The organism is Janthinobacterium sp. SUN073 (assembly GCF_030397665.1).
Classification (GTDB): Bacteria; Pseudomonadota; Gammaproteobacteria; order Burkholderiales; family Burkholderiaceae_D; genus Janthinobacterium.
On record NZ_JAPUBT010000001.1, the window covers coordinates 841466 to 855183 of the forward strand.

Below are 13718 nucleotides of genomic sequence, written 5' to 3' on the forward strand. Positions count from 1 at the left end.
TCCAGCCTTTAGGTTCTTGTTGGTTCGACGAACACGTGCAGGCGTTTCGGGCGGACAACCAGCGTCTCGCCCTCCTTCAACTGCAGATGCGTGAAGCGCTCGTTCGACATCACCGCTTCGATCAGTTCGCTGTTATCGATGCGCTGCAAGTCCAGCTGGGCCAGCGGGCCGATCGCATGCGCGCGGCTCAGTTTCACGACGATGCCTTCGGCACCCTGCGTGTAGCGGTCGATTTCCAGGTCGTGCGGACGCACATAGGCCGTGCCCTTGCTGTCGCTCACGCCCGCATAGTCGGGCACGTCGAAGCTGGCGTCACCGGTAGCCATCACGCCGTCATGCACGCGGCCATGGAACAGGTTGACGTTGCCGAGGAAGCCGTACACAAACGGCGAAGCCGGGTGGTTGTAGACTTGCTCCGGAGAACCCAGTTGCTCGACCGTGCCCTTGTTCATCAGCACCACCTGGTCGGCCACTTCCAGCGCCTCTTCCTGGTCATGCGTGACAAAAATGCTGGTTACGTGCAAGTCGTCATGCAGGCGGCGCAGCCAGCGGCGCAATTCCTTGCGCACCTTGGCATCGAGCGCGCCGAACGGCTCGTCGAGCAGCAACACGCGCGGTTCGACAGCCAAGGCGCGCGCCAGGGCGATGCGCTGGCGTTGTCCGCCCGACAGTTGCGGCGGATAGCGGTCGGCCAGCCAGTCCAGCTGCACCAGCTCCAGCAAATCTTTGACTTTACGGCGGATCTGGTCTTCCGACGGGCGCTCGCTGCGCGACTTCACGCGCAAGCCGAAGGCCACGTTCTCGAATACCGTCATGTGCTTGAACAGCGCATAGTGTTGAAAGACGAAACCCACTTGCCGCTCGCGCACATGGCGGTTCGATGCGTCCTCCGCATCGAGCAGCACCTGGCCGCTGTCCGGGTGTTCCAGACCGGCAATAATGCGCAGCAAGGTCGTCTTGCCGCAACCGGACGGGCCCAGCAAGGCCGTCAATTCACCGGCGGGAAAGTCCAGCGAGATATTGTCGAGGGCGACGAAATCGCCGAAGCGCTTGTGGATGTTTTTAACTGCGATGGTCATATCAGTGCTCCGTAGAACGTAAGGCGGAATCGTCGGCGTCGCTCTCGTTCAAACGCCACTCAATGAAAGCTTTCAAGGCCAGGGTCACCAGCGCCAGCAAGGCCAGCAGGGAGGCGACGGCAAACGCGGCGGCAAAGTTGTACTCGTTGTACAAAATCTCCACCTGCAGCGGCATGGTGTTGGTTTCTCCACGGATATGGCCGGAGACCACGGACACGGCGCCGAACTCGCCCATGGCGCGGGCGTTACACAGGATCACGCCATACAGCAAGCCCCACTTGATGTTGGGCAAAGTCACGCGGCGGAAGGTGTTCCAGCCCGACGCGCCCAGCACGAGTGCCGCCTCTTCCTCTTCGCTACCTTGCGACTGCATCAGCGGGATCAGTTCGCGCGCGACGAAGGGGAAGGTAATGAAGATGGTGGCCAGCACGATGCCGGGCACGGCAAACAGGATCTTGATATCGTGTTCCTGCAGCCACGGACCGAACCAGCCCTGGGCGCCGAACATCAGTACATAGATCAGGCCGGAAATCACGGGCGAAACGGAAAACGGCAAGTCGATCAGGGTCAGCAGGATGCTCTTGCCACGAAACTCGAACTTGGCGATGCACCAGGACGCGGCCACGCCGAACACCAGGTTCAGCGGCACGGCGATGGCGGCCGTGATCAGGGTCAGCTTGATGGCGGAAATCGCGTCCGGATCGATGATGGCGGCGATATACGCTTCCCAGCCCTTCTTGAACGCTTCGGCAAACACGGCCACCAGGGGCACGATCAGGAACGCCGTCAAAAACAGCAGGGCGATAGTGATCAATACCGTGCGCACCCACAATGGTTCCAGCACGACGGGGCCGACATTCGGTTCGAAACGGCGCGCTTTGGGCAGCGCATCTTCCACATTCGCCACGGCAGTGATATTCGTACTCATGATTTCTTCGCCTTTCCGCGCGTCCATGCTTGCAGCAGGTTAATCGTCAACAACAGCAGGAAGGACACCACCAGCATCACCACGGCAATGGCCGTGGCGCCCGCGTAATCGTATTGCTCCAGCTTGGTAATAATGAACAGCGGCGTGATTTCCGATACCATCGGCATGTTGCCGGCGATAAAGATCACGGAACCGTACTCGCCCGTGGCGCGGGCAAAGGCCAGCGCAAAGCCCGTCAGCAAGGATGGCAAAATCGTGGGGAAGATGACGCGGATAAACGTTTGCAGGGAATTGGCGCCCAAGCTGGCGGCCGCTTCTTCCAGTTCCTTTTCCGCGTCTTCCAGCACCGGTTGCACGGTGCGCACGACAAACGGCAAGCCGATGAAGGTCAGCGCCACCACCACGCCCAGCGGCGTGAACGCCACCTTGATGCCCAGCACACCTTCGATGAACTGGCCAAACCAGCCGTTCGACGAGTACAGGGCCGTCAGGGTGATGCCGGCCACGGCCGTTGGCAAGGCGAAAGGCAAGTCGACCAGCGCATCGATGATGCGCTTGCCGGGGAATTTATAGCGCACCAGCACCCAGGCCAGGATGCCACCAAACACCACGTTCAGCAGGGCGGCGATCAGCGAGGCGCCAAATGTCAGCCGGTACGACGCCATCACGCGGTCGGACGTGACGGCACTGAAGAAGGCGTCCCACGTCATGGTGAAGGTTTTCAGGAACACCGACGAGAGCGGGATGAGAACGATCAAGGCCAGGTAAAAGAGCGTGAAGCCCAGTGACAGCTTGAAACCCGGCATGACCCGAAACGGCGCGCCGCGCGCCTTGATCGGTGCTGCTGATGCTGCAGACATAGAAACCCCTTCTTATTACATTTTTGAGTTATAGAGCGCAATAATCACATGCAATCGTTATAAAAAGAACTAACCATTTCTCATTTGCTTAGATGGATTTTGCATACTTGCCAGCAGAATCGGCGGGCGAAAAAAAACGCACCGGCGAGGTGCGTTTTTTAAGTGTCACTTGAGAAACCCCTGCGAAATGCCGGGGTCGGACCCTGAGGGTCCGACCCCAGAACTTGCTTTTGGGGTATATCAGCAACTGACCCCGTTCTTACTTGTTCGGCTGCGGCGTGAGGCGCAAGTACGGCTTGGCAGCCGTAAATCCCTTCGGATACTTCTGCTTGATCACATCCGGGTCTTGCACGGTCAATGGAATGATGACGTCGTCGCCATCTTGCCAGTTGCCGGGCGTGGCCACGGTGTAGCCATCCGTCAGCTGCAGGGCATCGAGGACGCGCAGGATTTCATTGAAGTTGCGGCCGGTACTGAGCGGATACGTGAGGATCAGGCGTACCTTTTTGTTCGGGTCGATGATGAAGACGGAGCGCACGGTGGCCGTCACGGATTGCTCCGGGTGGATCATGTCGTACAGCACCGACACTTTCTTGTCGACGTCGGCGATGATGGGAAAGCCCACCACCGTGTTTTGCGTCTCTTCGATATCCTTGATCCAGCTCTTGTGCGACTCGGCCGCGTCCACCGACAGGGCGATGGCCTTCACGTTGCGCTTGTCGAATTCCGGCTTGAGCTTGGCCGTCAGGCCCAGTTCCGTCGTGCACACGGGGGTAAAATCGGCCGGGTGGGAAAACAGCACCACCCAGGAATTGCCAGCCCACTCGTGGAACTTGAGCGTACCGATCGAGCTGTCTTGTTCAAAATCAGGGGCGACATCGCCCAGGCGTAAAGTCATCGTGATCTCCTTGTGAAGTTGTGTGACGGGATGTTCGTCGAATCAGGCTGCCTGACGGTGGCGTTTGTCGCTTTGCGCCAGATCAAACAGTGTTTGCAGCTGCGCCTGGCCGTAGACCCAGTCACCAAGGCGCGACTCGGCGTTGATATGGCCCAGCGCACCGCCATCAATATACTTGCAATTCCAGCGCCGTGCCCACTGCGCCGCGTGTTCGGCCGTCATCCACGGGTCCGTCTGGCTGGCGATCAGGATGCCGGGGCAAGGCAGGCGCTTTTGCGGCAGGGCCTTCGCCACACCAAACTTGTCCGGGTCGGCCGGCCCTACCAGCAGCACGCCTGCCACGCCCTGCGGGTCGCGCGCCAGGCTGTGCGCCGTTGCCAGGCAGCCGAAGCTGTGGGCGACGATCAGGGTCGGGCGCGCATCTTGCCGCCGCACCTGGTCCAGGCGCGCCGACCAGGTGGCCAGCTCGGGTTCGTTCCAGTCATCCTGCTCGACCCGCTCGAATTGCGGATACAGGCGCTGCCAGCGGCTCTGCCAGTGCTCGGGACCGCTGTTATGCAAGCCCGGCACGATCAGTACCCGGTAATCGGAAAAGCTGCGCAGCGCCATGATGGATCCCTTTTAGTAGCAGTCGGGCAACCGTTCCCGATTGCCATCCGATATTACTTGGGTTGGTAGATCTGGTCGAAGATGCCGCCGTCGGCAAAGTGTGCCTTCTGGGCCGCCGTCCAGCCGCCGGCCACTTGCTCGATGGTGAACAGATTGACCTTGGCAAAATGCGACGCGTATTTCTTTGCCGCCTTGTCCGTTGCCGGACGGTAGTAATTCTTGGCGATGATGTCTTGCGCTTCGTCCGTGTACAGATAATTCAGGTAAGCCTCGGCCACCTTGCGCGTGCCGTGCTTGTCGGCAAACTTGTCGACGACGGCGACGGGCGGCTCGGCCAGGATGCTGACGGACGGCGTGATGATGTCGAACTTGGTCGGACCCAGTTCCTTGACGGCCAGGTAAGCCTCGTTTTCCCAGGCGATCAGCACGTCGCCGATGCCCCGTTCAACGAAGGTGGTGGTGGCGCCGCGTGCGCCGGAATCGAGCACGGGCACGTTTTTATACAGTTTGCCGAGGAAATCCTTGGCCTTGGCTTCATTGCCGCCCGGCTGGCGCAGCGCATAGCCCCACGCTGCCAAATGATTCCAGCGGGCGCCGCCCGAGGTTTTCGGATTCGGCGTGATGACGGACACGCCCGGCTTGATCAGGTCGTTCCAATCCTTGATGCCTTTCGGGTTGCCCTTGCGCACCAGGAACACGATGGTCGAGGTGTACGGCGCACTGTTGTGCGTCAGGCGCTTTTGCCAGTCGGCGGCCAGCAACTTGTGCTCGGCCAGCGCATCGATGTCATAGGCCAGGGCCAACGTGACCACGTCCGCTTCCAGGCCGTCGATGACGGCGCGCGCCTGCTTGCCGGAACCGCCGTGCGATTGCTTGATCTTGACGTTGTCACCCGTCTTGCCTTTCCACTCCTTGGCAAATGCCGTGTTCACATCCTGGTACAGCTCGCGCGTCGGGTCATACGACACGTTGAGCAGGGTGATATCGGCAGCCTGCGCCGTTTGCAGAATGGCAAACGCGCTGAGGGCGGCGGCAATGATGATTTTTTTCGACAGCATCTAAGATCCCCGTGTGGTTGAACTTTCAGAGCCACCAGATTACGGCGCAACGGCCGCAAAGAGAACGAAGCGTTTCGCCGTTTGATATGCGATTTTCGCATATGGACGGCGCGCAAAGGGGATAAAGCGGTTAATAAAAACGGTTGAACAGCACCACGGCCCAGGTGGAGAAGGCCAGGATGCAGGTCAGCAGCACGGCGGCGCTGCCGAAGTCCTTGGCGTTTTTCGACAGCGGATGAAGCTCGAGCGAGATGCGGTCGACCACGGCTTCCAGCGCGGAATTGATCAATTCGACGATCAGGACCAGCAGCAGCACGCCGATCAGCACCAGTTTCTCAAAGGCGGAGATGCGCAGCAGCAAGGCGATCAACGTGCCGACGACGAACAAGCCCAGCTCCTGGCGGAACGCATGTTCATGACGCCAGGCCGCCTTCAAGCCGTCGAGCGAGTAGAAAAAGGCGGAAAAGATCCGTTTCAAGCCGCTCTTGCTCTTGAATTCATTGACAGGTTGCATAGTTTTCCATGGTTCAAAGTACGTCCAGCCATCAATTATGACGGCCAACATGAGAATTGTGACAATTTATTCGCTGAATATCTCGGAACATTTCACTATTTTTTCACATCATGGTATAAAGAAGAATGAATACTGCATTGCACCAAATCCATCATGAAAATTGAACCGGTCGCTGCCCCGAAGACGACGATCCAGGTGATCGAACGCATGGTCGCCCTGCTCGATGCCCTGGCCAAATATTCCGACCCGGTCAGCCTGAAGGAATTGTCCAAGGTTTCCGGCCTGCACCCCTCGACGGCGCACCGCATCCTCAACGACATGGTGCTGACGCGCTTTGTCGACCGCATCGAACCGGGCACGTACCGCCTGGGCATGCGCCTGCTGGAACTGGGCAATGTCGTGAAAAGCCGCCTCAGCGTGCGCGAAGCGGCGCTGGACTTCATGCGCCAGCTGCACAAGAAAACCCAGCAAACCATCAACCTGTCCGTGCGCCAGGGCGACGAGATCGTCTACATCGACCGCGCCTTTTCCGAGCGCTCGGGCATGCAGGTGGTGCGCGCCATCGGTGGCCGCGGCCCGCTGCACCTGACTTCGACAGGTAAATTATTCCTCTCCGTCGACGAGCCGAAAGCCATCCGCGCGTACGCCACGCGCACGGGCTTGGCCGGGCACAACAAGAATTCCATCACGGATCTGCTGAAACTGGAACGCGAACTGAGCCTGGTGCGCGAACGCGGCTATGCGCGCGACAATGAAGAACTGGAACTGGGCGTGCGCTGCATGGCCGCCGGCATCCGCGACGATTCCGGCAAGCTGATCGCCGGCCTGTCGATCTCGGCCCCCGCCGACCGCCTGCAGGATGAGTGGCTGGTCGACCTGGTCGAAACGGCGAATCAGATTTCCGTCACCTTGGGATTTATACCACAGGATTAAAGCTGGGGTCTGTCTTGCAAGATCGGAATTTCCTCTGTTGAGGAAATTCCCCCGACGGGTCAGACCCCAGTCGACGGGGCAGCAACGCCACCCTGTACATTCTTAACCACCAGGCAGGCTCATGTTGGCAGGCTTGAGAGCCTCCAGCCACTTGCGCATGCGTCCCGCGTCGGCCGTGCGCGACTGTTTCCCTTTGGAATCGAGGAAGACCATGATCACGGCCCGTCCTTCGATGACGGCCTGCATCATCAGGCAGCGTCCCGCCTCGTTGATGAAACCCGTTTTCTGCAAGCCGATTTCCCAGCCGGGATTGGCCACCAGGTGATTCGTATTGCCAAACTGCATGGGCTGGCCGCTGGCTTCGACGATGGCTTTCGGGTCCGTCGAGTATTGGCGCAGCAGCGGATGGCGGAAGGCGGCCATGGCCAGCTTGCCCAGGTCGCGCGCGCTGGCCACGTTCATTTTCGACAAGCCGCTGGAATCGACGTAATGCGTATCCATCATGCCCAGCTGGCGCGCCTTGCTGTTCATGGCGTCGACAAAGGCGGGCAAGCCGCCCGGATAATTGCGGCCCAGCGCCGAGGCGGCGCGGTTTTCCGAGCTCATCAGGGCGATATGCAGCATATTCGCGCGCGTCAATTGCGCGCCCACTTTCAGGCGTGAGCTGCTGAACTTGGCGCGGTCGACGTCCTCGTCCGTGATACTCAGCACTTCATCCATGTCCTGGCGCGCTTCGACCACCACCAGACCCGTCATCATCTTGGTGATGGAGGCGATGGGCAGGGCGACATTGGAATTCTTTTCAAACAGCACTTCCGAATTGGCCTGGTCCAGCACCAGCGCCACGCTCGATTTGAGGTCGAGCGGATCGCGCGTGAGGTTCAAACCCGCCAGATCGCCCATGGTGGGCATCGGTGCGGCCATGGGTACGGCCACGCTGCTGACTTTTTGATAGATGACCTTGCGTTTGCCGCGCACCATGACGACCCGGCGCACGGTCTTTTCGCGCGGCGCGGCCGTCGTGCCCTTGCGCAGCACGACTTTGACTTTCTTGGTGTTGTGTTTCTTGGAGGCTGAGGATTTGCCGTTCGCTTCCTTGGCGTGCACGGCCGCAGCCGGCGCCAGCGCAAACAGCAGGGAAGCCAGGATACCCAGCGCAAGTTTAAACTTAGCCATTCGATAATTCCCCGTGAAGCTGTTGCCTTATTGCAGTGTAGCGAAATGCAGAGTAATCGCAAGCCTATTTAACAGTTGGGACAGTATTTATTGCAGCAACGAAATACAAATCGTTGGCGATCAGCAAACAAACTCATCCTTAATCAACTGATTGCTTGCGCAAATCACTAGCGTGTCTATTTATCCATGAATTTAACAAAGCCGGCCAGCGGCTCGCGTTCCGTGTTCAAGCGGTTCTCGATCTTGTCCGGGTCGGCATAGCCGAGGGCCATGCCGCACACCACCATTTCGCTGGCCGGCACGCCCAACTCCTCGCGGATGATGTCATGGTAATGGATGAAGGCCGCTTGCGGGCAGGTATCGAGCCCCCGCGCGCGCGCCGCCAGCATGATGTTTTGCAAGAACATGCCGTAGTCGAGCCAGGAACCCTGTTCCAGCACCCGTTCGATGGTAAAGATCAGACCCACGGGCGCATCGAAAAACTGGAAATTGCGTCCATGCTGGGCCGCCATGCCGGCCGTGTCGCCCCGCTCCAGGCCCAGCAGCTGATACAGATCCAGGCCGATCTTGCGGCGGCGTTCGATGAACGGCGCCGTCCACTGGCGCGGGTAATAGGTATAGGACGCCGTTCGGGCGGGGGCGTCCGGTGCCTTCGGTGCGACATAGGCGTCGAGGATGCGGCGCGACAGACGCAGGCGCGCTTCGCCCGACAGCACGTACACTTTCCACGGCTGCATGTTGGCGCCCGAGGGCGCCCGCGCGGCCACTTCCAGGATGCGCGCGATATCGTCCTGCGCCACCGGCGTGGGCAAAAAAGCACGGATCGAACGGCGCGACATAATGACGGCGTCCACGGCTTGCTGCGCCGACGGTGTTTCAGATGCTTGCTTGTTCACTGCCCTGTTCTCCCGCTATAGCTATATCTATTTCTTGACAACAAACACCACGCCGACCACGGCCACCAGCATGCCGACGATGCCCAGCATATTAAAGGCTTCACCAAACATCAGCCAGGCCATCACGGCCGTCGTGGGCGGTGTCAGGTACAGCAAGCCCGTCACTTTCGTGGCGTCGCTGCGGCGGATCAGGGCGAACAGCAGGAAAATGGCGCCGATGGACAGCACGAGTACCGACCACAGCAAGGCACCAATAAAATTGGCCGTCCATTGCACGTTGCTGAAATGCAGGTCCAGTCCCTCGTAATACAGGGCGAATGGCAACACGACCACGATGGAGGCGGCAAACTGCACCACCGTGCCGGTGCGCAAGTCGAATTGGGGGCAGTGGCGTTTTTGGTACATGGTGCCGGCCGTCATCGACAGCAAGGCAAACACGCACAGCAGCACGCTTTCCACGGTCAGGCCCACGAGATTGATCTTCGCGTACACGACCAGAGCCACGCCGAGCAAGCCAAAGAGCAAGCCCAGCCACTGACGCGGGCGCACGGATTCTCCGATCAGGGGCGCAGCGCAGGCCGTCAGCACGGGTTGCATGCCCACGATCAGGGCGGACAGGCCCGCCGGCATGCCCAGTTTGATGGCGCACCAGACGCCGGCCAGGTAGCCGGCCTGCATCAGGATGCCGGCCACGGCGATCTGGCGAAACTGTCCCACGGGCCACGGTGCGCGCAGGACCAGCACCAGCGGCAGCAAGATCACCAGCACGCCCAGGAAGCGCAGCAGCAAAAAGGTCAGTGGTGGCGCGTAGGGCAAGCCGAACTTGGCGACGATAAAACCTGTGCTCCATAACAACACAAAGAAGCCGGGCAAGGCCATCGGCGCCAGGGTCGTCAAGAAAGGAGCTTTGGGGGCTTTGCCGCTGGCGCCAGCCGCGGCGGGAAGATTGGACATGGTATCAACTCGGGAAACGGGGTCGGCACCGGGGCGCTGCGCCAGTGCGGGAGGCAAAGTCTAGCATGCTGCGCCGCACCCGTCCTGAAAGGCGGGGAAATAACAGTTTAGGGTTAAACCATTGACACACAGAAATTAAATATTTCTCTTTAGAAACAATGGTTTTTGATGCAAATCTATTCAATTGTTGCATCGCACAAGAAACGCTTGACTTCGTTTTTTTTCGCCGTAGAATAGGGTTTGTTGCGTTGCACAATTCTTGTTCAGCTTGAAAATTTAGATTCACCTGCTTTCCCAAACGGTACACGCAGCATCAAATTAACCAGATTTCGATTTTTTGGAGATTTATATGTTTTCAATTCCTGAGCAATTTTCGTCCGCTACCAAAACCAACCTGGAAGCCCAATTCGCCCTGTTCTCGTCGCTGACGAGCAAAGCCTTCGAAGGCATCGAAAAGATCGTCGAACTGAACCTGACCGCTGCCAAGGCAACGCTGGAAGAATCGACCGCCGCCGCCAAGCAATTGCTGTCGGCAAAAGATCCACAAGAATTCTTCTCGCTGAGCGCTGCTCAAGCCCAGCCTAGCGCCGAAAAAGCCATCGCTTACGGTCGTCACCTGGCTGCCATCACGTCGGGCACCCAAGCTGAATTCAGCAAAGCAGCTGAATCGCAAATCGCTGAAACCAACCGCAAAGTCCTGTCGCTGGTGGAAGAAGTCACCAAAAACGCGCCAGCCGGTTCGGAAAACGCTGTTGCCATGCTGAAAAGCGCCATCGGCAACGCCAATGCAGGCTACGAGCAGTTCTCGAAAACCAGCAAGCAAGCCGTCGAAGCCATCGAAGCGAACCTGACATCGGCCGTGAACCAGTTCACGCAAGCGGCTGAAAAAGTCGTGCCACGCACGGCTGCCAAGTAATTATTGCGCGACCGCTACGGCGGTCCGCTGTTCCAAGCTCCTCCAGGCATCCATCCCGCACTTCTCCGACGGATGCCATTATGCCCCAGCCCAGCTGGGGCATTTTTTATGCCTGAGCACTTCCTGAACGCGATTACTCCCCCCGATTACTCCCCCAGATACGCCGCCTTCACGCGCGGGTCGTCGAGCATGGCGGCCGCATTGCCGCCCATGGTGACCAGGCCGGAATCCATCACATAGCCGCGATGCGCCGCTTGCAGGGCCAGACGGGCATTCTGTTCGACCAGCAAGATCGTGATGCCTTCGGACGACACCTTGCGGATCACCTCGAAGATTTTCTCGACCATGATGGGCGACAAGCCCATCGATGGCTCATCGAGCAGCAGCAGCTTCGGATGACTCATCAGCGCGCGCGCCATGGCCAGCATCTGCTGCTCGCCGCCCGACAGGGTGCCGGCCATCTGCGCCGCCCGCTCTTTCAAGCGCGGAAACATGTCGAACCACTTGGCGATGTCATCCTCGACACCGGCCTTGTCCGTGCGCGTGTAGGCGCCCATCATGAGGTTTTCGCGGATCGACATGCGGGTAAATACGCCCCGCCCCTCCGGCACCATCGCCAGTTTCCTTTCCACCAGGTGAAACGATTTCGTGCCCTTGAGCGATTCGCCCAGGTAGCTGATCGTGCCTTCGATCTTGCAGGCCGGCAGGGTGCCCGTGATGGCTTTCAAGGTTGTCGTCTTGCCCGCGCCGTTCGCGCCGATCAGGGCGATCAGCTCGCCTTCGTTGACTTCCAGGTCGATACCCTTGACGGCCTTGATGCCGCCGTAGGCCACGTGCAGGCCCGCCACTTTCAATACAGTCTTGTTCAAGCCATTGTTACTCATGCGTGCGATCCCCCCAGGTAAGCCTCGATGACGGCCGGGTTTTGTTGTATTTCGGCCGGCAAGCCTTCGGCGATGCGCTTGCCATATTCGAGCACCGTGATGCGGTCGCACAGTCCCATCATCAGTTTCACGTCGTGCTCGATCAACAGCACGGTCTTGCCTTCCGCCTTGATTTTCACCAGCAACTCGCGCAAGGCCAGCTTTTCCGTCGCATTCATGCCTGCCGCCGGCTCGTCGAGGGCCAGCAGCGTGGGATCGGTGGCCAGCGCGCGGGCAATTTCCAGGCGCCGCTGGTCGCCATACGATAAAAAGCGCGCCGTGCGGCTGGCGAACTGGGCGATGCCGACGAAATCGAGCAGCTCCATGGCCCGCTTGCGGATGGACGCCTCTTCTTCGCGCGCCGCCTTGTGGCGGAAGATGGCGCCGAACACGCCCTGGTGCGAGCGCACATGGCGCCCCACCATGACGTTTTCCAGCGCCGTCATGTCGCCAAACAGGCGGATATTCTGGAAGGTGCGGGCGATGCCCGCTTTCGCCACCTTGTGCGGCGCGGACGGCGAATACGGCTTGCCGGCCAGCTCGAAGGTGCCCGTGTCGGGCTGGTACAGACCCGTAATGACGTTAAAGAATGTGGTCTTGCCGGCACCGTTCGGGCCGATCAAGCCGTAAATCTGGCCTTGCCGGATGGTGATGCCCACGTCGGTGAGCGCCTGCAAGCCGCCGAAACGCTTGTTTACGCCGGCGATATTGAGAATGATCTGTTCGCTCATGCTATCCCTCCCTTACGCGGACACGACGCCGGTGGATTTAGTCGGCTGGTCCACATCGTGGTCGGGCCGGTCTTCGTGCTTCGGCGATGGCCACAGGCCGGCGGGACGGTTGAGCATGATCAACACCATGGCCAGGCCGTACAGCAACTGGCGCAGCACTTCCGCCTCGATCACCACGTGGCCGAACAGCGCCTGCTGGGCCGGTTCCACCACGTGGCGCAGTACTTCCGGTATCGAGGCGAGGATCACGCCGCCGAGGATCACGCCAGGGATATGGCCGATGCCGCCCAGCACCACCATGGCCAGCACGGCGATCGATTCCGTCAGCGAAAACGATTCCGGCGAGACAAAGCCCTGGAACGAGGCAAACATGGCGCCGGCCACACCGCCGAACGAGGCGCCCATGGAAAAGGCCAGCAATTTCACGTTGCGCGTATTGATGCCCATGGCCTTGGCGGCGATCTCGTCTTCGCGGATGGCCACCCAGGCGCGGCCCAGGCGCGAATGCTGCAGTCGCTTGGTGACGAACACGACGGCGATGCACAGGAAGAGGAACAAAAAGTAATACGCATTCACGGAGGGCATGGAAAAGCCGCCCACCACGACGGTGCTGTTGGTGCCCGCCTCGCCCGCCAGGTTGACGCCGAAGATGCGGATGGGGTCGATCAAATTGATGCCTTGCGGCCCATTCGTGAAATTGATCGGGTCGTTCAAATTGTTCATGAAGATACGGATGATCTCGCCAAAGCCCAGGGTCACGATGGCCAGATAGTCGCCGCGCAGCTTCAAGGTCGGCGCGCCCAGCAAGGCGCCGCACAGGCCGGCAACGGCAGCGGCCAGCGGCACGATGAGCCAGATCGACAGATGGATGCCGTTTTCGCGGATTTCCGGCCCCATCAGCTGCACCAGGGTTTCGCCCAGCACGGGATATTGATTCACCACCGATTCGAGCAGGATGGCGAACTGGGGCGACGCCAGCAAGGCCGTCAGGTAGGCGCCCACGGCGTAGAAGGCGATGTAGCCGAGGTCGAGCAGGCCGGCGAAGCCGACGACGATGTTCAAGCCCAGGGCCAGCATGATGTACAGCAAGGCCATGTCGATGATGCGCACCCACGAGTTGCCGAACTGGGCGGCAAAGAACGGGAACACCATCAGCAGCGCGGCCAGGCCCAGCATGCCGGCGTAGGCCTTGGTCGGATTTTTCTTAGCGTCAAAATCGAGTAGTGCCATGATTTAATCTCCC

General features: G+C 59.8%; 15 protein-coding genes. 2 read left to right on the top strand and 13 right to left on the bottom strand.

Annotated features, from left to right (window positions below; genetic code table 11):
* Positions 1–8: 8 nt before the first annotated feature.
* From O0882_RS03890 to O0882_RS03920, 7 genes are all read right to left on the bottom strand, one after another.
* Positions 9–1079, bottom strand: a complete 1071-nt coding sequence (locus O0882_RS03890; RefSeq protein WP_289945486.1) for a sulfate ABC transporter ATP-binding protein — start codon at positions 1077–1079, stop codon at positions 9–11.
* A gap of 1 nt (position 1080) precedes the next feature.
* Positions 1081–2007, bottom strand: coding sequence for a sulfate ABC transporter permease subunit CysW (cysW, locus tag O0882_RS03895; protein ID WP_257572251.1), 927 nt, complete (start codon positions 2005–2007; stop codon positions 1081–1083).
* The gene (gene cysT / locus O0882_RS03900; protein ID WP_099408869.1) at positions 2004–2813 is read right to left on the bottom strand and encodes a sulfate ABC transporter permease subunit CysT; all 810 of its coding nucleotides are present in this window, start codon (positions 2811–2813) and stop codon (positions 2004–2006) included. The genes cysW and cysT overlap by 4 nt, the downstream gene beginning before the upstream one ends.
* A 313-nt stretch (positions 2814–3126) precedes the next feature.
* Complete coding sequence (locus tag O0882_RS03905; protein WP_219135941.1) at positions 3127–3765, bottom strand: peroxiredoxin; 639 nt, start codon at positions 3763–3765, stop codon at positions 3127–3129.
* A 42-nt stretch (positions 3766–3807) separates the two neighbouring features.
* Entirely contained in the window at positions 3808–4374 is a 567-nt protein-coding gene (locus tag O0882_RS03910; RefSeq protein WP_289945492.1) for an alpha/beta hydrolase, read from the bottom strand.
* A gap of 53 nt (positions 4375–4427) precedes the next feature.
* A complete protein-coding gene (locus O0882_RS03915; protein ID WP_289945493.1) occupies positions 4428–5432 on the bottom strand; it encodes a sulfate ABC transporter substrate-binding protein in 1005 nt (334 codons plus the stop codon).
* Between the two features lie 130 nt (positions 5433–5562).
* Entirely contained in the window at positions 5563–5946 is a 384-nt protein-coding gene (locus O0882_RS03920) for a diacylglycerol kinase (RefSeq protein WP_289945494.1), read from the bottom strand.
* 153 nt (positions 5947–6099) lie between these two features.
* Here O0882_RS03920 and O0882_RS03925 point away from each other — a divergent pair, with 153 nt between their 5' ends.
* Positions 6100–6879 carry an IclR family transcriptional regulator gene (locus O0882_RS03925; protein ID WP_092795825.1) on the top strand — a complete coding sequence of 260 codons (780 nt, stop codon included), beginning with the start codon at positions 6100–6102 and terminating at the stop codon, positions 6877–6879.
* 102 nt (positions 6880–6981) lie between these two features.
* On the opposite strand, the gene pbpG is transcribed toward O0882_RS03925, so the two are convergent.
* From pbpG to O0882_RS03940, 3 genes are all read right to left on the bottom strand, one after another.
* Entirely contained in the window at positions 6982–8055 is a 1074-nt protein-coding gene (pbpG, locus tag O0882_RS03930; protein WP_289945499.1) for a D-alanyl-D-alanine endopeptidase, read from the bottom strand.
* Between the two features lie 176 nt (positions 8056–8231).
* Positions 8232–8894 carry a nitroreductase gene (locus tag O0882_RS03935; RefSeq protein ID WP_289946818.1) on the bottom strand — a complete coding sequence of 221 codons (663 nt, stop codon included), beginning with the start codon at positions 8892–8894 and terminating at the stop codon, positions 8232–8234.
* Positions 8895–8978: 84 nt separating this feature from the next.
* Positions 8979–9905: a DMT family transporter gene (locus O0882_RS03940; RefSeq protein ID WP_289945501.1), complete on the bottom strand. Its 927-nt coding sequence runs from the start codon at positions 9903–9905 to the stop codon at positions 8979–8981.
* A 349-nt stretch (positions 9906–10254) separates the two neighbouring features.
* Here O0882_RS03940 and O0882_RS03945 point away from each other — a divergent pair, with 349 nt between their 5' ends.
* Complete coding sequence (locus O0882_RS03945; protein ID WP_071075781.1) at positions 10255–10821, top strand: phasin family protein; 567 nt, start codon at positions 10255–10257, stop codon at positions 10819–10821.
* Between the two features lie 146 nt (positions 10822–10967).
* Here O0882_RS03945 and O0882_RS03950 read toward each other — a convergent pair whose 3' ends face one another.
* From O0882_RS03950 to O0882_RS03960, 3 genes are read right to left on the bottom strand one after another with little or no spacing between them, the layout of a single operon-like run.
* Positions 10968–11690, bottom strand: a complete 723-nt coding sequence (locus O0882_RS03950) for an ABC transporter ATP-binding protein (RefSeq protein WP_289946819.1) — start codon at positions 11688–11690, stop codon at positions 10968–10970.
* 11 nt (positions 11691–11701) lie between these two features.
* The gene (locus tag O0882_RS03955; protein ID WP_034785170.1) at positions 11702–12475 is read right to left on the bottom strand and encodes an ABC transporter ATP-binding protein; all 774 of its coding nucleotides are present in this window, start codon (positions 12473–12475) and stop codon (positions 11702–11704) included.
* A 12-nt stretch (positions 12476–12487) separates the two neighbouring features.
* The gene (locus O0882_RS03960) at positions 12488–13705 is read right to left on the bottom strand and encodes an ABC transporter ATP-binding protein (protein WP_289945505.1); all 1218 of its coding nucleotides are present in this window, start codon (positions 13703–13705) and stop codon (positions 12488–12490) included.
* Between the last annotated feature and the right edge of the window lie 13 nt (positions 13706–13718).

Excerpts from the sequence above, each read along its gene's own strand:
- O0882_RS03960 (WP_289945505.1), bottom strand. The coding sequence starts at position 13,705 with ATGGCACTACTCGATTTTGACGCTAAGAAAAATCCGACCAAGGCCTAC.
- O0882_RS03905 (WP_219135941.1), bottom strand. The coding sequence starts at position 3,765 with ATGACTTTACGCCTGGGCGATGTCGCCCCTGATTTTGAACAAGACAGC.
- O0882_RS03890 (WP_289945486.1), bottom strand. The coding sequence starts at position 1,079 with ATGACCATCGCAGTTAAAAACATCCACAAGCGCTTCGGCGATTTCGTC.
- O0882_RS03910 (WP_289945492.1), bottom strand. The coding sequence starts at position 4,374 with ATGGCGCTGCGCAGCTTTTCCGATTACCGGGTACTGATCGTGCCGGGC.
- cysW (WP_257572251.1), bottom strand. The coding sequence starts at position 2,007 with ATGAGTACGAATATCACTGCCGTGGCGAATGTGGAAGATGCGCTGCCC.
- pbpG (WP_289945499.1), bottom strand. The coding sequence starts at position 8,055 with ATGGCTAAGTTTAAACTTGCGCTGGGTATCCTGGCTTCCCTGCTGTTT.
- O0882_RS03955 (WP_034785170.1), bottom strand. The coding sequence starts at position 12,475 with ATGAGCGAACAGATCATTCTCAATATCGCCGGCGTAAACAAGCGTTTC.
- cysT (WP_099408869.1), bottom strand. The coding sequence starts at position 2,813 with ATGCCGGGTTTCAAGCTGTCACTGGGCTTCACGCTCTTTTACCTGGCC.
- O0882_RS03915 (WP_289945493.1), bottom strand. The coding sequence starts at position 5,432 with ATGCTGTCGAAAAAAATCATCATTGCCGCCGCCCTCAGCGCGTTTGCC.
- O0882_RS03945 (WP_071075781.1), top strand. The coding sequence starts at position 10,255 with ATGTTTTCAATTCCTGAGCAATTTTCGTCCGCTACCAAAACCAACCTG.
- O0882_RS03935 (WP_289946818.1), bottom strand. The coding sequence starts at position 8,894 with ATGTCGCGCCGTTCGATCCGTGCTTTTTTGCCCACGCCGGTGGCGCAG.
- O0882_RS03940 (WP_289945501.1), bottom strand. The coding sequence starts at position 9,905 with ATGTCCAATCTTCCCGCCGCGGCTGGCGCCAGCGGCAAAGCCCCCAAA.
- O0882_RS03920 (WP_289945494.1), bottom strand. The coding sequence starts at position 5,946 with ATGCAACCTGTCAATGAATTCAAGAGCAAGAGCGGCTTGAAACGGATC.
- O0882_RS03925 (WP_092795825.1), top strand. The coding sequence starts at position 6,100 with ATGAAAATTGAACCGGTCGCTGCCCCGAAGACGACGATCCAGGTGATC.